We start from the raw sequence: 23,782 nt of genomic DNA, 5'->3' as shown, positions 1-23,782 counted from the left end.
AAAACGAAAGTGCCCGCCCTTGCGGGCGGGCAAAGCGGGCGAACCAGACTGGAGGTCAGGCGGTTCGCGGGCTTTTTTGGTTTATTCCAGATAGCTGGACGGATCGACCGGCGTCGAGTTCTTGCGCACCTCGAAGTGCAGCTTCGGCGCATCGGTCTGGCCGCTCATGCCCGACACGGCGATCTCCTGGCCGCGCTTGACCTTGTCGCCACGGTTGACCTTGAGCGCGCTGGCGTGGCCGTAGACGGTGACCAGACCGTCTTCGTGGCGCACCAGGACCGTGTTGCCGAATTCCTTGAGGCCGTCGCCGGCATAGATGACGACGCCGTTTTCCGCGGCCTTGACCGAGGTGCCTTCCGGCACCGAGATGTCGATGCCGTCGTTCGACTTGCCGCCGCCCTTGCCGTACTGCGAGATGACCCGGCCGCGCACCGGCCAGCGCATGCGGCCGATGCCGGTGGCGTCCGGCGCGGTCTCGTCGGCCTGCTCGATGACCTTCTCGGTCTTCCTCGGCGGCGTATAGGCGGCGACCTGCTCGGTCTTCGTCTGCTTGGGCGCCGCCGCGGTTTCAACCGGCTTGGTGGCGTTCGTCACCACCTTGTCGGTAGCCGCCGGGGCGGCGGAAGCCACCTTCGCGCCGCCGGAGGCGCCGGGAATCTTCAGCGTCTGGCCGACGCGGATCAGGCCGTCGGAAAGGCCGTTCGCCTCCTTGATCGCCGTCACGCTGGCGCCGGTGTTGCGGGCGATGCGCGACAGCGTGTCGCCCTGCTGGACCTTGTAGGTGCCAGGCGCACTGGACGGCTTGGCGTCGCTGTTGCTGGCCGACGTGGTCGATGCCGTGGAAGCGCCGTCCTTGGCCTTTGGCGTCTGCGGCAGCACCGCGAGGTTCTGCTGCGACTGCTTGGGATCGGACGGCTGCTGATCGCCGCGCGAAGACTTGGCCTTGGCGGTCTTCGGGTTGTTGTCGGGAGCGGAGACACCGGCGCGGTCGGAATAGACGTAGGTGGGGATGACGATCTTTGCGCCCGCCTTCAACCCGTCCGACTCCGTCAGCCCGTTCGACTTCATGATGACGTCGGCGGGCACCCCGAAGCGGCGCGACAGGTTGTAGACCGTCTCCCCTTCCTTGACGGTGACACGGGTGCCGCCGGCGCGCGACCAGCCCTTGATGTCGGTTTCCTCGGCGATGACCGGCTGCGGCCGCGTGGTGCCGGTCGCGAAGTCGTCGACCGGCTGCGCGGCCGGGGCGGAAGCCATCCTGACCGGCTCTTGCAGGGGAGCCGGCTGGCCCGCCGCGGTCGAGACCGGCGCAAGCGCGCCGCGGCTCACCGAACCCGAATAGGCGCCATCGACGGGCGCCGCAGCAACCTGCCCGCTTCCGGGATAGGGCTGAGCGCCAGAGGTCTGGGCGCTCGGCCGGATGATATCGCGCTGATTTGGGGTCGATGCGGTCATGAAGTCATCGACGCTGCCGAAGCGCGCGACCTGTGAACTGCATCCCGCGGCCATTCCCGCCAGGAGGAGGACTGCCGCGCCCTGTGAGAGCTTCAGTCCGCTGCGCCTCAAAATACTGACCTGCATGACACCGACCCGCACGTACTCGAAAACAACTGTCTCGATTAAAGCGCGTTAATGTTACCGGTCAGTTAAGCCCCTCCAGTTTGAAACGGATTTTCGTCAATCTTTTGGTTCAGATGGCGGCGGCGACGCTGCGCACGATCGGCTGGAAGCGTACCGATCCGACATCCTCGCGCTCGAAACGGCTGCCGATCTTGGTGAGCTTCGCCAGCGTCTGGACGTCCTCGTCCGGACCGATCGGCGCAATCATGACGCCGCCGGATGCGAGCTGGTCGGTAAAGTTGCGCGGCAGGCTGTCGAACGACGCCCACACCACGATGCGGTCGAACGGCCCTTCCGCGGCGAGCCCCTGCGAGCCGTCGGCCTGGCGTACGAACGCATTGACGATCCCCAGCGCCTCGAAGCGCTGGCGGGCAAGTTCCGTCAGCGTCTTGTAGCGCTCGACGGTGACGACGCGGGCCGCAAGCCGGGACATGACCGCCGCCGTGAAGCCCGAACCGGAGCCGACCTCGAGAACCCTGTGACCCGGCTCGATGGCGAGCGCGCCGATGATCTCGGCCTGCAGGTCGGGCCCCTCGAGCGCCTCGCCGCACTCGATAGGGATCATGCCTTCGCTCCATGCGGCGCTGCGCCAGCGGTCCGGCACGAATGCATGGCGCGGCGTCGCCTCGAAGGCCCCGATCAGTTCCCTGGCGACGATGCCCTTGCCGCGAAGCCGCAGCAGGAAGGAGGCAAAAGCCTCGCGCTCGTCGAGGGTATCGTTCATCCAAGCGTCCTTGCCAGCTGTTCACGCAGTTCATGCGCGGTCAGGTCGAACTTGAGCGGCGTCACAGAGACGAAATTGTTCTTCACCGCATGGATGTCGGTGCCGTCGCGCAGTTCCGTCATATCGCGACCGAAACGCAGCCAGTAGTACGGGAAGCCGCGCCCGTCCGCCCGCTCCTCGATGTCGATGTTGTAGGAGACCTTGCCCTGGTTGGTGACGCGCACGCCCTCGACTTCGGCGGGCTTGCAGCTCGGGAAGTTGAGGTTGAGGAAGGCGCCGGCCGGCAGGTCGACGGCGAGCAGCTTCTTCAGCAGGTCCGGCGCCAGCGCTTCGGTGGTTTCGTATGGGACGAAGCGCTCGCCGTTGTCCACGCTGTAGGCCTGGCTCAGCGCCACCGACGGAATGCCAAGAAGCGCGCCCTCCATCGCCCCGGCCACGGTGCCCGAATAGGTGATGTCGTCGGCGATGTTGGACCCCGAATTGATGCCCGAGAGCACAAGGTCGGGCATGCCGGGCAGCAGGCGGCGCACGCCCATGATCACGCAGTCGGTCGGCGTGCCGCGCACCGCGAAATGCTGTTCGCCGAGCTTGCGCAGGCGCAGCGGCTCGGAGAGCGACAGCGAATGCGCGTAGCCGGACTGGTCCGTCTCGGGCGCGACGACCCAGACGTCGTCGGACATGGTGCGAGCGATGCGCTCCAGGGCCGCCAGCCCTTCCGCATTGATGCCGTCGTCGTTGGTGAGCAGAATGCGCATGCTCAGGTCCTTGCCTCGATCTTCGTCTGTCCGCCCATGTAGGGCCGCAGCACTTCAGGAATGGTTACGCTGCCGTCCGGCTCCTGGTAGTTCTCCATGACGGCGATCAGCGCACGGCCGATGGCGACGCCCGAACCGTTGAGCGTGTGGACGAAGGCGGTTCCCTTGCCTTCCTGCGGACGGTAGCGGGCGTTCATGCGTCGCGCCTGGAAGTCGCCGCAGACCGAACAGGAGGAGATCTCGCGATAGGCGTCCTGGCCGGGCAGCCAGACCTCGATGTCGTAGGTCTTCTGCGCGCCGAAACCCATGTCGCCGGTGCAAAGCGTCACCGTGCGGAACGGCAGTTCGAGCTTCTTCAGCACCGTCTCGGCGCACTGGGTCATGCGCTCGTGCTCGTCGCGCGAGCTCTCCTGGTCGGTGATCGAGACGAGTTCGACCTTGTAGAACTGGTGCTGGCGCAGCATGCCGCGCGTATCGCGCCCGGCCGAGCCCGCTTCGGAGCGGAAGCAGGGCGTGAGCGCCGTGAAGCGCAGCGGCAGCCTGTCGTGCGCCATGATCTCCTCGCGCACCAAATTGGTCAGCGGAACCTCGGCCGTCGGCACGAGACCGAGCCGGGCCTCGCCATGCGGCGTGAAGAACAGATCTTCCTCGAACTTCGGCAGATTGCCCGTACCGAACAGGGCTTCGTCCCGCACCAGAAGTGGCGGCTGCACTTCGGTATAGCCATGCTCGGTCGTGTGCAGGTCGAGCATGAACTGGCCAAGCGCCCGTTCCAGCCTGGCGAGTTGCCCCTTCAGAACGGTGAACCGGCTGCCCGACAGCTTCGCGGCGCCTTCGAAATCCATCATGCCGAGGGTTTCGCCGATCTCGTAGTGCTCGCGTGTCCAGATGGACCGCGGCTTGACCTCGCCGACCTTGCGAACCTCGACATTGTCGTGCTCGTCCGCACCGACTGGCACCTCGTCGAGCGGCACGTTCGGAAGTACGGCCAGGGCGTCCTCGAGCGCGCGGTCGAGTTCCCGCTCCTTTGCTTCTGCGGTCGACAGCCATTCCTTGATCGCGGTGACCTCGCCCTTCAGTTCCTCGGCCTTGGCGGCGTCGCCGGAGCGCATGGCATTGCCGATCTCCTTCGAGGCGGCGTTGCGGCGCTCCTGGCGCTCCTGCAACTGGCCGAGATGGGCGCGACGCGCCTCGTCCCTGGCGACGAGGTCGGCCACCGCCGCCTGCGCCTTCTCGGACGACCACTGGCGCCTCTTCAGCGCTTCGACAAGCGCCTCGGGGTTTTCGCGAATCGATTTGATGTCGTGCATGGCTGGAACCGTTCCTGAACAGGCGGGATTGGGCCTAAACCGAGTGGGGTCCGGATGCAAGCTGGACCAACGTTCCCGCCTTGCCTTTGCAGGAGCGGCGGACCGGACCTGCGCGAGGCGGGCGGGACTTCTGTCAGCATGCGTCGCACGTCGGAGCTTTTCGGATGATACGGTCAGGCCACCATGCTAACCATCGCCCCATGAAAATCGTGACATGGAACATAAACGGCGTTCGCGCCCGCATCGGCAACCTGCTGCACTGGCTGCAGGAGGCAAACCCGGACATCGTCTGCCTGCAAGAAATCAAGACGCAGGACGAGGGTTTTCCGCGCCTGGAAGTCGAGGCGCTCGGCTATCACGTCGAGACGCACGGCCAGAAGGGCTTCAACGGCGTCGCCATCCTCTCGAAACTGCGCTTCGACGAGGTGAACCGCGGCCTGCCGGGCGACGACTCCGACGACCACGCGCGCTTCATCGAGGGCGTGTTCTCGACCAGGCAGGGTGCGCTCAGGGTGGTGTCGCTCTACCTGCCCAACGGCAATCCGGCCGATGATCCCGTGAAGTTTCCGTACAAGCTGGCCTGGATGGAGCGGCTCGAGCGCTGGGCGCGCGGGCGGCTGGACCTTGAGGAACCGCTGGTGCTTGCCGGCGACTACAATGTGATCCCGGAGCCCATCGACGCGCGCTTCCCGGAAAACTGGGTGAACGACGCGCTGTTCCAACCAGCCACGCGCCAGGCTTTTCGGCGCCTCGAGAACATCGGCTTCACGGAAGCGGTGCGCGCGACCACCGAAGCCGCCGGCGTCTACACTTTCTGGGACTACCAGGCCGGCGCCTGGCAGAAGGACAATGGCATCCGCATCGACCACCTGCTGCTGTCGCCTGAGGCGGCCGACCGGCTGGCCGCCACCTCAATCGACAAGCATGTCAGGGCCTGGGAAAAGCCGTCCGACCACGTGCCGGTGGCCGTGGAACTGGCGCTCGACGCGGCGTAAGGCCGATCGCTTCTCCGACCGGGCAGGCCCGGCCTCGCGCCAACCCTATTCGCGCGTCGGCTTGACCAGATCGACCGGGCTGATGCCGAGCACGTCGAGCGTGCGGCGAAGCAGCCTGACCTCGTTCTCGGCGAGTTCCCTGTCGGCCTTGGCGATCTCGGCCATGTGGCTGGCCAGTTGCCGGCGGCGATCCTCGTCGAGATCGCGGAACATCGCCAGCGCCTGCGCGCCGTTGGTCTCGTAGCCGAAGTCGTTGAGGTAGTCGACGACCCCCTGGATGCTCCCCTCGCCGATGCCGAACGAGTCGCGGCAGATGCGCCGGAACACCGCCATCTCGCTGTCCGACACCTGGCCATCGGCAAGGATCATGCGGAACAGCAGCAGGAGTTCGGCTGACAGAACCGGATCGTCGGCGACCTTGCGGACCCCCGGATCGCCTTCGAAGAGATCCCTGATCTGGGCGAGCAGACCCCTTGCCATCGACACCCCCGTATCCGGCCCGTCGTTCGACATAGACCCGTGCCAGTCATGCTTGTGTTCCGATCGACCCTAGCGTGAATTGCGGCTTGCGCAAGTGGCCTGCCTGTGGTCGAAGCCGCTGATCCCTCACGGGCGCCCTGCCCCACTCGCCATGTCCGACATCGCCCTGCACCTCGTCCTGCTGCTCGTCCTCGCCGCCTTCGTGGCGGGCTTCATCGATTCGATCGCAGGCGGTGGCGGACTGATCGCCATCCCGGCGCTGCTGCTCGCCGGCTTCCCGCCGGTCGACGCGCTGGGCACCAACAAGTTGCAGGGCCTGTTCGGCTCGGGCTCGGCCGCGCTCCACTATGCCCGCAACGGCCAGGTCGACGTGACAAGGCAGTTGCCCTGGGCGGCGCTGGCCCTGCTGATGTCGGCCGGCGGGGCTCTGGTTGCGACCCGGATCCCCGGCGACGCGCTTCGGCTCGCGCTTCCCTTCGTGCTGATCGCCATCGCGGCCTACTTTGCGCTGAAGCCCAACATGAACGATGTTGACCGCGCGCAACGGATCGGTCCGGCTGCGTTCGGCATCTCGGTCGTGCCGCTGGTCGGGTTCTATGACGGGGCGTTCGGCCCCGGCACGGGCTCGTTCCTGATGCTCGCCTTCGTCTCGCTCGCCGGATACGGCGTGCTGAAGGCGACCGCGCACACCAAATTCCTCAACTTCGCCACAAACATAGGTGGATTTGCCGTCTTCGCGGCGGTCGGCGCGGTGTCCTGGAAGGTCGGGCTGGCGATGGGCGCGGCGCAGTTCCTCGGGGCGCGCATCGGTTCGGGCCTCGCGATGAAGAACGGCGCCAGGCTGATCAAGCCGCTTCTGGTGCTGACCTGCGTGGCTCTGGCCGCGCGGTTGCTGGTCGATCCCGCCAATCCGCTTCGCATCATGCTTGGCGTTTGAGCTCGGGCTTAATAAGATCGACCTAACGAATCATGAGCTGAGCCCCCTGTGGTTCAGGGTAGCTCAGGCAACGGAAGCGCCCGGTCCCTCGGCCGGGCGCTTCTCTTTTTGCGGCCGCTGTCCGTGCCTGATATCCTCGCGTAGGGAGCGAACAGGCATGGCAGAGCGGAATCAAGGCGACAAGGAAGCGCACGGCGAAGGCGACTCGCAGCGGCAACCTGTCGTCAGGCTGCCGGGCGAAGGCCGCGCCTACCGGATGCCGGCCATGCACGCCGTCTTCCACGCCGACGGAGCCGAGACTGGCGATGCCTACAGCGTGTCCGAATGGCGGCTGGAGCCGCGCAGCGAAGGCCCCGGCGCGCATGCGCACGAGGACAATGACGAAATCTTCCGCATCGTCGAAGGCACCATGTCGGTGCTGGTCGGCGACAGCTGGACCGACGCGCCGGCCGGCAGCGTCATCATCGTCCCGGCGGGCACCACGCACGACTTCGCCAACCGCACGGACGCGCCGGCGGCGCTGTTCAACGTCTTCTTGCCCGGCGGATTCGAGCGGAACATGCCCGCGATCGTGAAGTGGTACGAGGAGAACGCCTAGCCCGGCGAAGCACTGTCCTGCGGCCAGCGCAGCAGCGCCGCGCGGCCGGCGTCGGTCAGCACATACACACCGCGTTCGGCGCGGTCGAACCAGCCATAGACATTGTCGAGCAGGATCTTGCCGGCGCGCGGCGTGCAGTCCTTGAGGTCGCGCGGCCGCATGGGCCCGCCGGCGAGGGCCGCGGCGCAGGCCAGCGCATCCTGGCGATAGGCCGTCATGACCGGCGAACGCGTGCTCCCTCCGACGGCCGGATCGCCGCGCCGGCGGCGGTGCTCGTCGACCAGCCTGGACCGCGTCCCGGGGTCGCGGCGCGGCGCCGGCGCGACCGGGCTGAGCAGGAGTTCCACGCTGCCGCGCGACGTCACGCCAAGCAGCCCGAAGCCAAGACGCCGGCAGAGCGCACGGAACCGGCTGTCGCGCTCGCGGCCCCGGCCGCTGGACGACAGCGCGGCGGCCAGCCAAACCTCGTCGCAGGCCCCGGCCCGGTCGACCGCCTGAAGCACGAGCTCCAGGTTGAACTGCATCTTCAGTTCGCAGATCACCAGCACCGGAGGCTCGCCCTCGCGCAGGCCAACCACATCGCAGTTGCCGATCTCGCCCTTGACGACGAAATCCAGGCTCTCGAGGAACTGCTTTACGGGCGCATAGAGGGACGCTTCGGCCATGCACACGGCATAGCCGATTCGGCGCCGGCAAGCTTCAGCGCGTCGGCTCCGGGAATCCCGTGGCTATGGCGTCGCCGCCGCGGCCGCCTTGGCGGAGTCGAAGACGTCGACCATCGAGACCAGCTTGCCGTTCCTGAACTCCCACAGGTTGGCGATCCAGCATTCGACGGTTTTGCGGGTCTTCTTGTTCTTGTAAGCGCACTTGCCGAACATGGCGATCTTGTTGCCTTGCTCAACGAAGGTCTGAGGCGTGTAGTGAACCATCTCCCAATCATCGAAGATGCCGGTGAGATAGGCGATCGACTGGGGTTTTGACGGCCGGTCGGCGGCGAAGGCCAGCCCCGGCGACGTCTCGTCCATGCTGGCGATCCGGAAGCTGTCAGCCATCAGCTTCTGGAGCGGCTCGATGTTGGCCTTGTCCCTGCTCTTGCCCCAGGCGCGGTAGGCAGCTTTCAGATTTCTAAGATTGGCAGGCTTCTTGCTGGCACTTGCGGCGACCGGCATCTTCGCCCTCGATCTTGTTGCCGTGGCAGGCATCGGAATCCCTCCCATTCGCGGTTTACGCTACGTCATCCTGCGTCCGATTCGATCGCCGGGCAAGCAGGCCGAGGGAATGTGCCGCCGCGAGCCGCCTATCGCGCCGCGGCGAAGATGGCGTCGCAATCCAGATGCGTCTCGAGATGGGCTGCGATTTCGTCGAGGGCGCGTTCGACCTCGGCACGGTAGTCGATGCCGCTGCTCCTGACACCCAGGCTTTCGAGGAATTTCCGGCGGAACGCGTCGGCGCCGAAAAGGCCGTGCATATAGGTGCCGAACACCTTGCCGTCGGCCGATGTGGCGCCGTCCTCGACGCCGTCGATGACAGCCACCGGACGCAGGCAATCGGGTCCGGTCGTGCGGCCGAGATGTATCTCGTAGCCCTCGAGCGGAACATCGAAGGCGACGGAACGCGCGGCGACGTTGCGCACCGTCTTCTCCGGCTCCATCTCTGTTTCCACGTCGAGCAGGCCAAGCCCCTGCACTTCAGTCACCCTGCCCTCGATGCCAAGGGGATCGCGCACCACGCGGCCGAGCATCTGGTAGCCGCCGCAGATCCCGAGCACGCGGCCGCCGCGCCGGCGATGCGCGGCAAGATCGCGGTCCCAGCCATTCGCGCGGACGTCGATCAGGTCGGCAACGGTGGACTTCGAGCCGGGAATGACGACGAGGCCGGCGTCCTCCGGCAGCGGCCGCCCGGGCGGCACGAAGACGACCTCGACCTCCGGCTCGACCTTCAGCGGGTCGAGATCATCGAAGTTTGCGATGCGCGACAGCATCGGCACCGCCACCTTCAAGGCGCGCGCCCGGCCCGAGGCCATGCGCTCGAGCACGACGGAATCCTCCGACGGCAGCAGCACGGCGGCCTGCAGCCACGGCACGACGCCGAACGAGCGCCAGCCGGTGAAGCGTTCGATCGCGAGAAGGCCGTCGTCGAACAGCGAGACATCGCCGCGGAACTTGTTGATGAGGTATCCGACGATCATCTTCCGGTCCTCGTCCGGCAAGATGAGATGCGTGCCGGCAATGGAGGCGATGACGCCGCCGCGGTCGATGTCGCCGACGAGGATGACCGGCACGCCGGCACGGGTGGCAAAGCCCATATTGGCGATGTCGCGCGGCCTGAGGTTGATCTCGGCCGGCGAGCCCGCGCCTTCGACGATGACGAGGTCGGCCTCCTCGCCCACGCGGGTCCAGGAATCGAGCACGGCCTCCATCAGTCGCGGCTTCAGCTGCTGGTAGTCGCGCGCCTTCGCCTGTCCGAACACCTTGCCCTGCACGACGACCTGGCTGCCGACGTCGCTCTGCGGCTTGAGCAGAACCGGGTTCATGTGGATCGAGGGGGGCACGCCGCAGGCCATCGCCTGCAGCCACTGCGCCCGACCGATCTCGCCGCCGCCGGGCCGGTCGGGCAGGTCGGCGACGGCAGCGTTGTTCGACATGTTCTGCGGCTTGAACGGACGCACGCTCAAGCCGCGGTTGCGCGCGGCGCGACAGAGGCCCGCCACCAGCACGGTCTTGCCGACGTCCGAGCCCGTGCCCTGCAGCATGATCGCGCGTGCCATCGTCAGCCCCTGGCCTCGCCGGCGACGCCGGTCACGGTCGAGCGGGCGGCAAGCGGTCCGCCGCGCCAGAGATAGAAGGCGAGCAGCGGCTCCGGTCCGGTGCGCATGGCATGGCTGATATCGGAGGCGTGGTGAATGACTTCGCCGGCCGCTCGGACGCGCCATGCGCCACCGCCCATGCGCCATTCCGTGCCCGGTGTCAGGGGGATATAGAGTTCTTCGGCTTCATGGTGATGGTCCGGATATTCGAGATCGGGGCCGAGCAGCAGAAAGCCGCCGGCGACGTCGGCATTCACGAAATGCCCCCGTGTCCCGAAAACCTCGAGCCAGCCGTAGTTGTCGATGAAATGCTGGCCGAAATCGGCGGCAACATAGGTCTGGCCCCAGCGAAAGCTCGACACGTGGTCGCGCAGCAGCGTTGCCAGCGGCCGCGCGGCTTCCCCTGCGATCATCTGGGCGCGTGCGAGGTGTACGAGGCAGGCAAGCCCGCGCGGCGCAAGGCTTCGCGGCGGCATCGACCAATCAATGTCGCCTGCGAAGCTCCTTGCCGCCTTCTCGCGAAACCGGCCAAGGAAGCCCCTGACCTCCGAAAGAAGATGCTCGCAAACCGTGCTCACTCGTCCTCACGCGATGCTGTCCGGCGCCGCCGGAGCCGGCTCCGATTGCGCGGGGGCATCATTGGTCTAGATTGTCTTCGACGCATAGCCAAAAACGTCACGGGAGGACGTGATGGACGCCAAGGCAGCAGAAGCGGCCCCGGCGCAGTTCGGGCTCAACGAGGACCAGCGCGCGATCCAGGCGATGGCGGACGCCTTTGCTGCGGAGCGGATCGCGCCCATGGCGCTTGCCTGGGATCGGGACCGGCATTTCCCGGGCGCGACGATCCGCGAGACGGGCCCGCTCGGCTTCGGCGGCATCTATGTACGCGATGATGTCGGCGGCTCGGGCCTCGGCCGCCTCGATGCGGTCCTGATCTTCGAGGCGCTGGCCCGCGCCTGCCCCGCCTTCTCGGCCTTCATCTCGATCCACAACATGACGGCGTGGATGATCGACCGCTTCGGCAGCGAGGACCAACGCGCCCGCTTCGCGACGAAGCTGACGGCGATGGAGTGGCTGGGGTCCTACTGCCTGACCGAACCGGGGTCGGGCTCGGACGCGGCCGGCCTGAAGACAAGGGCCTTGCGGGACGGCGACACCTACGTGCTGAACGGCGCCAAGCAGTTCATTTCCGGCGCCGGCGACAACGATCTCTACATCGTCATGGCGCGCACCGGCGGCGAGGGGCCGAAGGGAATTTCGGCCTTCATCGTTCCCAGGGACGCGCCCGGCCTCTCCTTCGGCGCCCTCGAGCACAAGATGGGCTGGCACATGCAATCGACGCGGCAGGTGCTGCTCACCGACTGCCGCGTGCCGGCTGAAAACCTGCTGGCGGCGGAAGGCGAAGGGTTCCGCATCGCGATGGCCGGGCTCGACGGCGGAAGGCTGAACATCGCGGCATGCTCGCTCGGCGGCGCCCAGGCCGCACTCGACAAGGCGCTGGCCTACACCGCGGAACGCAAGGCGTTCGGGCAGAAGGTCAACGCGTTCCAGGCGACGCAGTTCAAACTGGCCGACATGGAGACCGAACTCCAGGCCGCCCGCACCTTCCTCTACGCCGCGGCGGCGAAACTCGACGGCGCGGCCGCCGACGCCGGCAAGTGGTCGGCGATGGCCAAGCGGTTCGTCACCGACACGGGCTTCAAGGTCGCCAACGACGCGCTTCAGCTGTTCGGCGGCTACGGCTACCTGCACGACTACGGAATTGAAAAGCTTGTGCGCGACCTGCGCGTCCACCAGATTCTGGAGGGCACCAACGAGATCATGCGGGTGATCGTGGCAAGGCATCTATTAGGGGAGTAAGGGACTAGGAGAGTGGTGACTCGTCCTCGACGCGCCGAGTCCTGGCTAGATCACCAGATCTCCAAACATTCACTCCCGTACTTCCCTACTCCCCTGTTCACTTACTCCCCTAGTCTCTTCTTCCGGAGGAACACATGACCAAAATCGCTTTCATCGGCCTCGGCAACATGGGCAACCCGATGGCCGCGAACCTGGTCAAGGCCGGACACACCGTACGCGGCTTCGACCTGATGCCCGAAACCCTGTCGATCGCGCGCGACCATGGGGTCGAGCCGGCGGCCGACGCGGCAAGCGCCGCCGAAGGCGCCGAAGCCGTGATCACCATGCTGCCGGCCGGCCGGCACGTGCTGGACGTCTACCGAGAGATCGCCCCGCTCGCGGCTGCGGGCACACTGTTCATCGACTGCTCGACCATCGACGTTGAATCGGCAAGGCGGGCACACGCGATCGCCGCGGACAACGGCCTGCTGTCCGTGGATGCGCCCGTTTCGGGCGGCACGGCGGGCGCTGCGGCGGGAACGCTGACCTTCATGGCCGGTGGTTCGCCGGATGCCTTCGCGCTGGCCGAACCGTTGCTGCGACCGATGGCCGGCAAGGTCGTCCATTGCGGCGACGCCGGCGCCGGCCAGGCGGCGAAGATCTGCAACAACATGATCCTCGGCGTGTCGATGATCGCGGTCGGAGAAGCGTTCGTGCTGGCCGAAAAGCTCGGACTTTCGCACCAGGCGCTGTTCGACGTGGCGTCGATCTCTTCCGGCCAGTGCTGGTCCCTGACCAGCTATTGCCCGGTGCCGGGGCCGGTGCCGACCTCACCCGCCAACAACGACTACCGACCGGGCTTCGCCGCGGCGCTGATGCTCAAGGACCTGATGCTGGCGCGCGAGGCGACGGCGACATCCGGCGGCTTTGCGCCGCTCGGCAGCGCCGCCGCGGACCTGTACGAACGCTTCAACGACGCCGGTCATGGCGCCGAGGATTTTTCGGCGATCGTGCGCTATCTGCGGGATCACGCTACGTAAACCTGAGCCGCGAGATTTTTCGTCAAATTAATCGAGAAAAGTCGCAAATTTAGGTTTGATTAAGCTCTCGATAACCACGCGGTAACATTGTCCCGATAGAACGGATGACAAGGCGGACATCGCAGCCGCCCGACGCTCCGGATCAGGTCTCGCGTACCGGAGCCGTTACCTTCGCAGCGTAACGTAGGCGAAGGGCCATGCGTTGGAATGGCAAAACCGCGCCCGTCAGGCGCGGTTTTTGCCATTTGATCCCCGGCCGTATCCTCAGCGCACGCGTGTAGCTCGACAAGGCAACTGATCTCGCCCTCGCCGTCTGCCGATCTGCCGGCCTGCCTTCTCGACGTGTTCAACAGCACCCGCTAAAGTTCGCGCGGTCTCTTCGGGAGATGGCGACATGACCAGGATCGGGTTGCACGGCGCCGCCGGACAGATGGGCGTCATGCTTGTTCGCGTGATAGCCAGCAGCAGCGCCTTTTCGATTGCTGCCGGATGCGACAGGTCCGGCTCTCCGAAGATCGGCCAGGACCTGGGTTCGCTGGCCGGTTTGGCACCGCTCGGAATCCGACTCACCGACGATCCCAAAACGCTCTGCCGCGCAGCCGACGTCATTGTGGACTACAGCGCGGCATCCGCCACCATGGGCTTGTTGCCGGTCGCAGTTGCAAACGGAACCCCGATCCTGGTTGGCACGACGGGCTTCGACGAAGCGCAGCGAGCCGAACTGGCCGAAGCCGGTAAGTCCATTCCGGTCATGCTGGCGGCGAACATGAGCATATCGGTCATCGCAATGTACGAACTGGTCCGTACCGCCGCCCGCCTGCTGGGCGACGAGTTCGACATCGAAATCTTCGACTTTCATCCCCGCAACAAAATCGACGCGCCATCCGGGACCGCACTGGAACTCGGCGAGTACGCGGCGGAGGCGCGCGGCTCTTCCCTTTCCGACTTGATGGTCACCGCCCGACATGGCGAAGCGCCGCCAGCCAACCGCGGCAGCATCGGCTTCTCCTCGGCGCGCGGCGGCGACGTGGTCTGCGAAAACACAGTCTTCTTTGCCGGTTCCGGCCAGCGCCTCGAGATCACAAGCCGTGTGACCGACTACACGGCTTTTGCAGCAACCACCCTCGACGCAGCCGCCTGGATTGCACGCCAGGCGCCGGGCTTCTACACGATGGCGGACCTGCTTCGTTCGAAGGCCTGATTCCCGGCCGGAGCGAAACGGATGAGGCCGCCGCCGGCGGCTTCCTTGCTAGCCAAATCTTAACCCTCGCACCGCTACGGCGGGCGCGTAAGTTCGCATGCGCATTGAAGTTTCATGACCTGGAAATACCGAGGCGCCGTCAATCAGGACGGCGTCAATTTTCATATCTGGACCACCGAAGACGAGAAGGGTTTGGCTTTCGCCGTAACGCGTACCGCCGCGATCGAGCCGCAGCGGCCTGTCGTCTTCCGTTCGATCGAAGAGATCGCCGCGCGCACCGGGCTGAGGCTCGCCGACCCGCCCGAGACGGCGCCCTTCATAGAACTGCCGCCGCCGCCAAGGCCCGATCGTCCGTTCGGCGTCTTTCGCCGCCCGGGAGGCTGGGTCGAAGTCAGCCATGAGGGCGCCACCGCGCCCATGCCGGCCGACATCTATGTGCGCGACGGCATCTGGCCCGAATATGCGCGACTTCCGACGCAGTCGCAGTACCTGACCAGCAAGGGCCGCCCGGCGACGCCGTCCGAGACTGACGGCGGTTGAAAATTCCGCCTGTGTTGCCCCAGCGCAACAGCAGTCCGAAACACTTTCTGTTACTCCCTGAACTACTCATTGAAGGGGATTTATTCTATGAAATTGAAGGTTTTTGCTGTCGCGATGCTAATCGGCTCGTCCAGCCATGTCCTGGCAGCCGACGCGGTGCTCGGCGATGTCGTGGTGGTTGAGAACGCCCATGACTGGTCGGGGCTCTATGCGGGCGTGCTTTTGGGATATGGCGCTGGCGACACTACCGCCAGGGGCAATCCCGGCTTTGACGGTTCCGCTCCCAACGATACGGCCAATCTCGATCCTGACGGCTTCGTCGGCGGTGCTGTTGCTGGCTACAACTGGCAGCGGAACCAGTGGGTGTTCGGCATCGAAGGCGAGATCGGCTATCTCGGCGCCGAGGACGATGTCTTCGAGCCGGATGGCGACGACTTCTTCGCAAATACCGACTACGGGCTCTACGGCAGCCTGACGGGCCGGGTCGGCATCGCATTCGACCGCACGCTGTTCGCGCTGCGCGGCGGCGTCATCGTCAGCGAAATCGACTACGGCTACGGGGATACCGACGGCGACTTGCCCGACCCAAGCGCCTCCATCTTCGGCAGCGACACCCGCGCCGGCTATACCCTGGGTGCAAGCATAGAACACGCTTTCGCCGGGGATTGGATCGGGCGCCTCGATTATTCCTACTCAGATTTCGGATCGCACACGGAAACCGATCTCGACGGCGACGACTACGATATCTCCGACAACCTGCACATGATCCGCATCGGGATCAGCCGCAAGTTCTGAGCACGGCCACTGGCCTCTTACGGCGTAAGAATGGAAAGGCCCGGCAATTGCGCCGGGCCTTTTTTGTCTGAGGCCGATCACCTGCCCTGGAGATCGACCAGCGCCAGGTCGAGCGCCTTGAGAATCCGGTCGCAGGCCAAATCGATCGTCTCGCGCGTCCAGATCAGCGGCGGCGACAGGATCATGGTGTCGCCGGTGGCCCGCAGCATCAGGCCGTTGGCGATGGCATGGTCGCGGATCACGACGGCGGCGCTGCCGGCCGGCTTGAACCGCTCGCGGGTCGCCTTGTCCCTGACGATCTCGATGGCGCCCATCAGTCCGATCGCGCGCGTCTCGCCGACCAGCGGATGGCCGGAGATGCGCTCTTTCAGCTGCTGCTCGAAATACGGGCCGGTGTCGTCGCGCACCCGACCGACGAGGCCCTCGCGCTCGATGATCTCGAGGTTCTTCAGGCCGACCGCGCAGGCCACCGGATGCCCCGAATAGGTGTAGCCGTGGTAGAACTCGCCGCCCTTGTCGACCAGCGTCGCCGCGATCCGGTCGCCGACCAGCAGGGCCGACAATGGCAGGTAGCCCGACGTCAGCGCCTTGGCGGTGGTGATCGTGTCGGGCTCGATGCCGTAGGTCTGGGCGGCGAACCATTCGCCGGTGCGGCCGTAGCCCGTGATGACCTCGTCGAGCATCAGCAGCACATCGTGCTTGCGGCAGATGCGCTGGATCTCCGTCCAGTAGATTTTTGGAGGGATCTTCACGCCCCCCGCCCCCATCACCGGCTCGCCGATGAAGGCCGCGACATTTTCGGGACCGGCCTCGATGATGGCGTCCTCGACGGCCTTCGCCGCGCGCAGGCCGAACGCCTCGTCGCTCTCGCCCGGCTCGGCCAGTTCGAACGCGTAGGGCGGCATGACATGGACGATGTTGGGGATCGCTCCCCCGAGTTGCCCGTGCATGTGCTTCATGCCGCCGAGCGAGACGCCGGCCACAGTCGAGCCGTGATAGGCGTCGCGGCGGGAGATGACGATGTTCTTCTCGGGCTTGCCCTCGAGCGCCCAAAAGTGGCGAACCAGGCGTAGCGCCGTATCGTTCGATTCCGAGCCGGACGACCCGAAGAAGACCTGGTTGACCGATTTCGGCGCCAGCTCCGCGAGTTTCTGCGCGAGCAGCACGGGCGTCGGCGTCGAGCACTTGAAGAAGGAGTTGTAGTAGGGCAGCTCCAGCATCTGGTCGTAGGCGACCTCAGCCAGCTCCTTGCGGCCGTAGCCGACGGCGACGCACCAAAGGCCGGCCATGCCGTCGAGCAACTGGTTGCCCTCGCTGTCGTAGACATAGGGGCCATCGGCGCGCACGATCATGCGCGATCCGGCGTCGCGCAGCTCCTTGTGGTCGGTGAAGGGATGCAGATGGTGACGAGCGTCGATCGCCTGCAGCTGCTTCAGGGAATAGTTCTGGTAGGTCATGGATTGATGCCTCTCGCGTGAATCAAGCCGGCAAGCCGGCGGCGGATTCAGAGGCAGCCGTGGGGCGAATAGCCGATGCGCGCGCAGAGCCGCAGAAGCTCCGCGTGCAGCGTCCGCCGCGAAGGGCTGACGGCGGGAAAGCGAAGGCTGTCATGACTAGCCATGCCTCAGTCATAGTCGAGATCGTCGCGCGGCTTCAAGCTCCGCTGCGTTTGACCGCGCGGACAGGCCTGGCGGCCGCCTGCGGTCCGGACGCCGGTATGGCAGCGTCGGACGCGGGGCATATCCCCAAGAACGGTCGCCATTGACCGTTTTTGCCCGAATTGACATTACAATTCGGTAACAAGCGAACAAATAAGGCAGCATCGGTCAGTTACAAACAGGCTTTAGTTCACCAGCCCTCGGCGACGGGTTCGCCATGGGGATTGAAATGGAACAGCGTTGGACGGTTGATAGATACGACGTGCCGTCGGGCGACCTCGAGTTCTGGGCGTTGCGCCTCGGCAAAATTCCGGCAGCGGCAAATCAGAACGATTGCCGCTACGTACCGGGCTGCCGGCGCAGGCAGATCATGATGCGCGTAAGCCTTGCCGTGGCCGTTGCGGCGGCCGTGGTGTTCGCGCTCACCTGAGCATCGACGGGCGCGCCTCCGGTGTGCCCGTCGGGCATGTCGCTTCCCTGGCGTTGCTGGTCGCAGCCTCCGCAACAGGGCGCAGAGGCGCAGTCCATCATGCGTGGCGAAATAGCACCACCATGAGGATTGCCATGACCGCCGCGCTACACCCGGCAGAACCGACGCTTGCCGCCGACAGGGGCCGCCGTGGCGGCCGCGCCGGCAAGCGCGCGGGCGGCGCGGCCGCTTTCGAGCAGCCGCCGTTCCGGCAGTTGAAAAACCCCTTCGCGCCGACCCGGCTGGTTTCCGACGACGAGTTGGAATCGATCCACCTGGCATCGCTGCGCGTGCTGAAGGAGATCGGCGTCGACGTGCTGCACGACGACGCGCGCCGCATCATGAAGGAGCACGGCGCCGACGTGCGCGAGGGTTCCGAGCGGGTGCGCTTCGATGGCGACATGATCCTCGACATGGTCGCGCACGCACCGTCGAGCTTCACCATTCACGCCCGCAACCCCGCGCACGACGTCCATTTCGGTGGCGATACCGTCGTGATCGCCTCCGTGGCGTCGGCGCCGAACTGCTCGGATCTCGATCAGGGGCGGCGGCCCGGCAACCAGGTCGACTATCGCAACTTCCTCAAGCTGGCGCAGATGCACAACGTCATCCACTGCACCGGCGGCTATCCGGTCGAGCCGATCGACATCCATCCCTCGATCCGGCACCTGGAGTGTATTCGCGACCTGGCATCGCTGACCGACAAGGTGTTCCACATCTATTCGCTCGGCCGCGAGCGCAACGTCGACGGCATCGAGATCGCGCGCATCGCGCGCGGTGTCAGCCGCGAGCAGCTCGAACGGGAGCCCTCGGTCTTCACGATCATCAACACCAATTCGCCGCTGAAGCTCGACGTCCCGATGATGGAAGGCATCATCCAGATGGCCTCGGCCGGCCAGGTGGTGGTGGTGACGCCGTTCACGCTGGCGGGCGCGATGGCCCCGGTGACGGTCGGGGGCGCTTTGGTTCAGCAGAACGCCGAGGCGCTGGCCGGGCTCGCATTCGCACAAATGGTCAGGAAGGGCGCGCCCGTCGCCTATGGCGGGTTCACCTCCAATGTCGACATGAAGTCGGGTGCGCCGGCCTTCGGGACGCCTGAGTACATGAAGGCGCAGATCGTCGGCGGGCAGCTTGCGCGCCGCTACGCCATTCCCTACCGCACCTCCAACACCTGCGCGGCCAACACGGTCGACGCGCAGGCTGCCTACGAAAGCGTGTTCTCGCTGTGGGGCGCCATCCAGGGCGGCGGCAATCTGCTGATGCATGCGGCTGGCTGGCTGGAAGGCGGTCTGCGCGCCTCCTACGAGAAGATGATCGTCGACATCGACATGCTGCAGATGGTCGCGGAATTCCTAGCCCCTCTCGACCTGAGCGAGGACGCGCTGGCCGTCGACGCCATCCGAGACGTCGGCCCCGGCGGGCACTTTTTCGGCACGCCGCACACGCAGTCGCGCTACAAGACCGCGTTCTATGCCCCGATCATTTCCGACTGGCGAAACTTCGAGACCTGGGCGGAGGCCGGCAAGCCGACGGCGCTCGAGCGCGCCAACCGGGTGTGGAAGGAACGGCTGGCCAGCTACGAGCAGCCAGCCATGGACCCAGCGATCCGCGAGGAGCTGAACGCCTTCGTCGAAAAGCGCAAGGCCGAGGGCGGCGCGCCGACCGATTTTTGAGCGATTCCGTCGGTGATGCGCATCGTTTCCCCATGACACAAGGTCGCCCCCCGCTCGCTCGCGCGTCGCGTGACACCCCTCCTCCAAGGTGCTGGAGAGAGGAAATCAAAGCCGATTCATTTTCCTTACGGACGGACCCAACTCCATGAAATCCCACGTCAAAGCGGTTGTCATCGGCGGCGGCGTCGTCGGCTGTTCCGTCCTCTACCACCTGGCCCGTGCCGGCTGGACGGACGTCATGCTGATCGAGCGCTCGGAACTGACGTCCGGCTCCTCCTGGCATGCTGCGGGCGGCTTCCACACGCTGAACGGCGACCCCAACGTCGCCAAGCTGCAGGCCTACACGGTGCAGCTCTACAAGGAACTTGAGGAGCTTTCGGGCCAGTCCTGTTCGCTGCACCTGACCGGCGGCGTGATGATGGCCGACACGCCCGAGCGCATGGACTTCCTGCGGCTGGCGCACGCCAAGGGTCGCTATCTTGGCATGGACACCGAACTGATCACGCCGTCCGAGGCAAAGGCGATGTTCCCGCTGATGGACGAGACGAATTTCGTCGGCGCCATGTGGGACCCGGTCGAAGGCCATCTCGATCCATCGGGCACCACCCATGCCTACGCGAAGGCGGCGCGAAAACTGGGCGCGGAGATCGTGCTGAGGAACCGCGTGGTGGAACTGACGCAGGAGGCCGACGGCACCTGGAACGTCGTCACCGAGCAGGGCACGGTGAAGGCCGAGCATGTCGTCAACTGTGGCGGCCTGTGGGCGCGCGAGGTCGGCCGCATGGTTGGCGTCGAGCTGCCGCTCCTCGCCATGGAGCACATGTACCTGCTGACCGAGCCGATGCCCGAGGTCGAAGCCTTCAACAAGGAGACCGGGCGCGAGATGGTCGGCGTGCTTGACTTCAAGGGCGAGATCTACACGCGCCAGGAGCGCAACGGCGTGCTCCTCGGCACCTATGAGAAGGCGTGCAAGCCGTGGTCGCCGGTCGATACGCCATGGGATTTCGGCCACGAACTGCTGGCGCCCGACATTGATCGAATCGCGCCGTCGCTGGAGATCGGCTTCAAGCATTTCCCCGGCATCGAAAAGGCCGGCATCAAGCAGATCATCAACGGGCCCTTCACCTTCGCGCCCGACGGCAACCCGCTGGTCGGCCCTGTGCAGGGCCTGACCAACTTCTGGTGCGCCTGCGCCGTGATGGCCGGTTTCAGCCAGGGCGGCGGCGTCGGGCTGGCGCTGTCGAACTGGATGGTCAACGGCGATCCCGGCTTCGACGTCTGGGGCATGGACGTGGCGCGCTTCGGCGAATGGGCGAGCCTGCGCTACACCAACGCAAAAGTGCGCGAAAACTACTCGCGGCGCTTTTCGATCCGCTTCCCGAACGAGGAACTGCCGGCGGCCCGCCCCGCCCAGACGACTCCGCTCTACGACACGATGGTGGCGCAGAATGCCGTCATGGGCGATTCATGGGGGCTGGAGACGCCGCTGTGGTTCGCGCCCAAGGGCACCGAACCGAAGGACAAGGTGTCGTTCCACCGCTCCAACGATTTCGAGCATGTCGGCAACGAAGTGCGCGCGACGCGCGAGCGGGTCGGCGTCACCGAAATCGCTAATTTCGCGAAATATGAAGTCAGCGGAGCAGGTTGCGAAGACTTCCTGAATCGACTGATGACCAACCGAATGCCGAAGACCGGCCGCATCGTGCTGACGCCGATGCTCAACGAATTCGGCAAGCTCATCGGCGACTTTACCATCGCCAAGACGGCCGAAGACCGTTTCATGATCTGGGGCTCGTCGGCGGCGCAGAAGTACCACATGCGCTGGTTCGAGAAGCACCTGCCCCGCGATGGCGGCGTGCGCATCCACCGCTTCGACCAGACGCTGGTCGGCCTCTCCATCGCCGGACCGAAAAGCCAGGCGCTGCTGCAGAAACTGGTTGACGAGGACGTCTCGTCCAAGGCGTTCCGCTTCATGGATTTCCGCGAGATGGCGGTCGGTGGCGCGCCCTGCATGGTGAACCGCATCACCTACACCGGAGACCTCGGCTACGAGATCTGGATGGCGCCGGCCTACCAACGGCTGGTCTATGCCGCGATCAAGGAGGCCGGCGAGGAATTCGGCATCGTGGATTTCGGCATGCGCGCCCTGCTCTCCATGCGCCTCGAGAAGAACTTCCCCACCTGGTTCCGCGAGTTGCGGCCGATCTACGGCCCATTCGAAGGCGCGATGGACCGCTTCATCAAGCTCGAGAAGAACGATTTTGTCGGTCGCGAAGCGGCGGCAAGAGAGATGGAACAGGGGCCGAAACTGCGCCGCGTCTCGCTGGTCGTCGACGCGCTCGACGCCGACGTCATGGGCGACGAGCCGATCTGGGCAAAGGTCGGCGACAAGGACTACGGCACTGTGGAGAAGCCGCATGGCTACGGCGCCCCGCGCTTCGACGCCAGCGGCAAGGAAGCACGCGGATCGACGGCGGCGAGCGGCGCATCGGCGGTACGCGGCATCGTCGACGGCGACTGGCGCGTCGTCGGCTGGGTGACGTCCGGCGGCTATGCGCACCATGTGGAGACGTCGATGGCGCAGGGCTACGTGCCGGCCGCACTCGCCGAGAACGAGAGCGAGGGCCTGTTCGAGATCGAAATCCTCGGTCACCGCCGCCCCGCCCGCATCAATGTCGAGCCGCCCTTCGATGCCAGCGGAGGCAAGATGCGCGCTTGACCCGGCCGGCGTTCGCACCGAGGCTGGCGGCCGAATTCAAGCGGAAGGAAGGCAGATGGCAGAGGCGACGTTGAATATCCCCGACCTGGCCGGCAAAGCGGTGTACATTACCGGAGCATCGACCGGTATCGGCGCAGCGCTTGCGCGCGCCTTCGCCGCCCAGGGCGCCAAGGTCGCCGCGCACTACAACGCCAGCAAGGCCGCAGCCGAGGCCCTGGCCGAGGAGATCAAGGGGGCCGGCGGCTCGGTGCATCTCGTGCAGGCCGATTTTTCAAGGTCGGATGACGTCCGGCGTGCGGTCGAGGACGCCGCAGCCGCGCTTGGCGGCCTCGACGGCCTGATCAACAACGCCGGCGGCATGGTGAAGCGGATCCCCTACTCCGAGGCCACCGACGACGACTATGACGCGGTGATGGACCTCAACGCGCGCTCGGTCGTGGTCGCCTCGAAGGCGGCGATCCCGCATCTGAAGAAGAAGGGCGGATTCATCGTCAACACCAGTTCGATCGCCGCCCGCAACGGCGCGGGCGGAGGAGCCGGCCTCTACGGGTCCTCCAAGGCGTTCGTCTCCAATGTCACGCGCGGCATGGCCAAGGAACTCATTCCTTTCGGCATCCGCGTAAATGCAGTGGCGCCCGGCGTCATCACCACGCCTTTCCACGAACGCTACTCGACGCCCGAACTGCTGGATGCGATGCTGAAGACGGTGCCGCAGGGGCGGCTCGGCGTCGCCGAGGATTGCGTGGGCGCGTATCTGTTCCTCGCCTCGGGCGCGCTGTCGGGATACGTGATCGGCCAGGTGATTGAGGTGAACGGCGGACAACTGATGCCCTGAGGGCGAAGCCCGAACGGAGGTACCATGCCAAACGAAGCGCGGCCGGACCGCCTCGCCGTCCTGATCGACGCCGACAATGTGCCGGCCGCAATCGTCGAGGGACTTTTCGAGGATATCGCCAAATACGGCACGGCCAGCGTGCGCCGGATCTATGGCGACTTCTCCACCACCCAGTTGAAGGCCTGGGAAAAGGTGCTGGCGAAACACGCCATCATTCCGCACCAGCAGTTCGCCTACACCAAGGGCAAGAACGCCTCCGACATCACCATGGTGATCGACGCGATGGACCTGCTGCACAGCGGCCGGTTCGACGGCTTCTGCCTGGTTTCGTCGGACAGCGACTTCACCCGGCTCGCCTCGCGCATCCGCGAGGAGGGAATGGACGTCTACGGGTTCGGCGCGCAGAAGACGCCGGAGAGCTTCCGCCAGGCCTGCAGCCGCTTCATCTATACCGAGAACCTTCGACCCGAAGAACCGCGAACGGCGCCGGGATCGCAGGCAACCGCCAGGTCGCTGCAGCCGCCCAGCGCGGCGGTGCCGATCATCAGCAAGGTGATCGACGAGATGGACAGCGAGGATGGCTGGGTCTCGCTCGGCGGCGTCGGCACCCGCCTGGCGAACCTGGTGTCGGACTTCGACCCCCGCACCTTCGGCTTCCGCAAGCTGAGCGACCTGGTGCGCAGGACGGAAGCCTTCGAGATCGATCATCCGAGCGGCGGCTCGCTGCGCGTGCGCCTGAAGCCGGCCGCGGCAAAGCCCGGACGGGCGCGGAAAAAGTCCTGACCCGG

23 protein-coding genes are annotated in these 23,782 nt (G+C 65.9%); 13 read left to right on the top strand and 10 right to left on the bottom strand.

From position 1 onward, the window contains the following. Positions 1-81: 81 nt before the first annotated feature. The 4 genes from ABUE31_RS04285 to serS form a co-directional block, all read right to left on the bottom strand. Positions 82-1,581: a peptidoglycan DD-metalloendopeptidase family protein gene (locus tag ABUE31_RS04285; protein ID WP_367722247.1), complete on the bottom strand. Its 1,500-nt coding sequence runs from the start codon at positions 1,579-1,581 to the stop codon at positions 82-84. A 109-nt stretch (positions 1,582-1,690) separates the two neighbouring features. Beyond that, complete coding sequence (locus ABUE31_RS04280; protein WP_367722246.1) at positions 1,691-2,344, bottom strand: protein-L-isoaspartate(D-aspartate) O-methyltransferase; 654 nt, start codon at positions 2,342-2,344, stop codon at positions 1,691-1,693. Further along, a complete protein-coding gene (gene surE, locus ABUE31_RS04275; protein WP_367722245.1) occupies positions 2,341-3,099 on the bottom strand; it encodes a 5'/3'-nucleotidase SurE in 759 nt (252 codons plus the stop codon). Before surE ends, ABUE31_RS04280 begins: the two co-directional genes overlap by 4 nt. A 2-nt stretch (positions 3,100-3,101) precedes the next feature. After that, entirely contained in the window at positions 3,102-4,409 is a 1,308-nt protein-coding gene (gene serS, locus ABUE31_RS04270; protein ID WP_367722244.1) for a serine--tRNA ligase, read from the bottom strand. 200 nt (positions 4,410-4,609) lie between these two features. On the opposite strand from serS, the gene xth reads away from it, so the two are divergent. After that, positions 4,610-5,404 (top strand): exodeoxyribonuclease III, encoded by a 795-nt coding sequence (gene xth, locus ABUE31_RS04265; RefSeq protein WP_367722243.1) that lies wholly within the window; start codon positions 4,610-4,612, stop codon positions 5,402-5,404. Between the two features lie 45 nt (positions 5,405-5,449). Here the strand turns inward: xth and ABUE31_RS04260 are convergent, their stop codons facing one another. Then, positions 5,450-5,884 carry a tellurite resistance TerB family protein gene (locus tag ABUE31_RS04260; RefSeq protein ID WP_367722242.1) on the bottom strand — a complete coding sequence of 145 codons (435 nt, stop codon included), beginning with the start codon at positions 5,882-5,884 and terminating at the stop codon, positions 5,450-5,452. Positions 5,885-6,035: 151 nt separating this feature from the next. On the opposite strand from ABUE31_RS04260, the gene ABUE31_RS04255 reads away from it, so the two are divergent. Together ABUE31_RS04255 and ABUE31_RS04250 are read left to right on the top strand one after the other, a co-directional pair. Continuing rightward, complete coding sequence (locus tag ABUE31_RS04255; protein WP_367722241.1) at positions 6,036-6,821, top strand: TSUP family transporter; 786 nt, start codon at positions 6,036-6,038, stop codon at positions 6,819-6,821. A gap of 157 nt (positions 6,822-6,978) precedes the next feature. Beyond that, positions 6,979-7,419: a cupin domain-containing protein gene (locus ABUE31_RS04250; protein ID WP_367722240.1), complete on the top strand. Its 441-nt coding sequence runs from the start codon at positions 6,979-6,981 to the stop codon at positions 7,417-7,419. Here the strand turns inward: ABUE31_RS04250 and ABUE31_RS04245 are convergent. The 4 genes from ABUE31_RS04245 to ABUE31_RS04230 form a co-directional block, all read right to left on the bottom strand. Beyond that, positions 7,416-8,084 carry a DUF2161 domain-containing phosphodiesterase gene (locus ABUE31_RS04245; RefSeq protein ID WP_367722239.1) on the bottom strand — a complete coding sequence of 223 codons (669 nt, stop codon included), beginning with the start codon at positions 8,082-8,084 and terminating at the stop codon, positions 7,416-7,418. The two genes, ABUE31_RS04250 and ABUE31_RS04245, sit on opposite strands and share 4 nt — an antisense overlap. Before the next feature lie 63 nt (positions 8,085-8,147). After that, positions 8,148-8,621 (bottom strand): nuclear transport factor 2 family protein, encoded by a 474-nt coding sequence (locus ABUE31_RS04240; protein ID WP_367722238.1) that lies wholly within the window; start codon positions 8,619-8,621, stop codon positions 8,148-8,150. A gap of 95 nt (positions 8,622-8,716) precedes the next feature. Beyond that, positions 8,717-10,186 carry a cobyric acid synthase gene (locus ABUE31_RS04235; protein WP_367722237.1) on the bottom strand — a complete coding sequence of 490 codons (1,470 nt, stop codon included), beginning with the start codon at positions 10,184-10,186 and terminating at the stop codon, positions 8,717-8,719. A gap of 2 nt (positions 10,187-10,188) precedes the next feature. Further along, positions 10,189-10,803: a dimethylsulfonioproprionate lyase family protein gene (locus ABUE31_RS04230; protein WP_367722236.1), complete on the bottom strand. Its 615-nt coding sequence runs from the start codon at positions 10,801-10,803 to the stop codon at positions 10,189-10,191. A gap of 112 nt (positions 10,804-10,915) precedes the next feature. Here ABUE31_RS04230 and ABUE31_RS04225 point away from each other — a divergent pair, with 112 nt between their 5' ends. From ABUE31_RS04225 to ABUE31_RS04205, 5 genes are all read left to right on the top strand, one after another. Continuing rightward, positions 10,916-12,085 carry an acyl-CoA dehydrogenase family protein gene (locus ABUE31_RS04225; RefSeq protein ID WP_367722235.1) on the top strand — a complete coding sequence of 390 codons (1,170 nt, stop codon included), beginning with the start codon at positions 10,916-10,918 and terminating at the stop codon, positions 12,083-12,085. 134 nt (positions 12,086-12,219) lie between these two features. Continuing rightward, the gene (gene mmsB / locus ABUE31_RS04220) at positions 12,220-13,104 is read left to right on the top strand and encodes a 3-hydroxyisobutyrate dehydrogenase (RefSeq protein ID WP_367722234.1); all 885 of its coding nucleotides are present in this window, start codon (positions 12,220-12,222) and stop codon (positions 13,102-13,104) included. Between the two features lie 394 nt (positions 13,105-13,498). After that, a complete protein-coding gene (gene dapB / locus ABUE31_RS04215; protein WP_367722233.1) occupies positions 13,499-14,305 on the top strand; it encodes a 4-hydroxy-tetrahydrodipicolinate reductase in 807 nt (268 codons plus the stop codon). 114 nt (positions 14,306-14,419) lie between these two features. Beyond that, positions 14,420-14,845, top strand: a complete 426-nt coding sequence (locus ABUE31_RS04210; protein ID WP_367722232.1) for a hypothetical protein — start codon at positions 14,420-14,422, stop codon at positions 14,843-14,845. 69 nt (positions 14,846-14,914) lie between these two features. Further along, positions 14,915-15,640 (top strand): outer membrane protein, encoded by a 726-nt coding sequence (locus ABUE31_RS04205; protein ID WP_367722231.1) that lies wholly within the window; start codon positions 14,915-14,917, stop codon positions 15,638-15,640. A 77-nt stretch (positions 15,641-15,717) separates the two neighbouring features. Here ABUE31_RS04205 and ABUE31_RS04200 read toward each other — a convergent pair whose 3' ends face one another. Next, positions 15,718-17,097, bottom strand: coding sequence for an aspartate aminotransferase family protein (locus tag ABUE31_RS04200; RefSeq protein WP_367722230.1), 1,380 nt, complete (start codon positions 17,095-17,097; stop codon positions 15,718-15,720). A gap of 418 nt (positions 17,098-17,515) precedes the next feature. Between ABUE31_RS04200 and ABUE31_RS04195 the strand changes: the two genes are divergently transcribed. From ABUE31_RS04195 to ABUE31_RS04175, 5 genes are all read left to right on the top strand, one after another. After that, positions 17,516-17,728: a hypothetical protein gene (locus ABUE31_RS04195; protein ID WP_367722229.1), complete on the top strand. Its 213-nt coding sequence runs from the start codon at positions 17,516-17,518 to the stop codon at positions 17,726-17,728. A 134-nt stretch (positions 17,729-17,862) separates the two neighbouring features. Beyond that, on the top strand, positions 17,863-19,440 hold the full coding sequence (locus tag ABUE31_RS04190; protein ID WP_367722228.1) for a trimethylamine methyltransferase family protein: 1,578 nt from the start codon (positions 17,863-17,865) through the stop codon (positions 19,438-19,440). 145 nt (positions 19,441-19,585) lie between these two features. After that, positions 19,586-22,159 carry a GcvT family protein gene (locus tag ABUE31_RS04185; RefSeq protein WP_367722227.1) on the top strand — a complete coding sequence of 858 codons (2,574 nt, stop codon included), beginning with the start codon at positions 19,586-19,588 and terminating at the stop codon, positions 22,157-22,159. A 55-nt stretch (positions 22,160-22,214) separates the two neighbouring features. Next, the gene (locus ABUE31_RS04180; RefSeq protein WP_367722226.1) at positions 22,215-22,994 is read left to right on the top strand and encodes an SDR family NAD(P)-dependent oxidoreductase; all 780 of its coding nucleotides are present in this window, start codon (positions 22,215-22,217) and stop codon (positions 22,992-22,994) included. 24 nt (positions 22,995-23,018) lie between these two features. Next, on the top strand, positions 23,019-23,777 hold the full coding sequence (locus tag ABUE31_RS04175) for an NYN domain-containing protein (protein WP_367722225.1): 759 nt from the start codon (positions 23,019-23,021) through the stop codon (positions 23,775-23,777). Positions 23,778-23,782 lie beyond the last annotated feature (5 nt).

It is taken from the genome of Mesorhizobium marinum (assembly GCF_040813675.1).
Lineage (GTDB): Bacteria > Pseudomonadota > Alphaproteobacteria > Rhizobiales > Rhizobiaceae > Mesorhizobium_K > Mesorhizobium_K marinum.
Note: the sequence above shows the minus strand (reverse complement) of the source record. Positions and strands in the feature narration are given on the sequence as shown.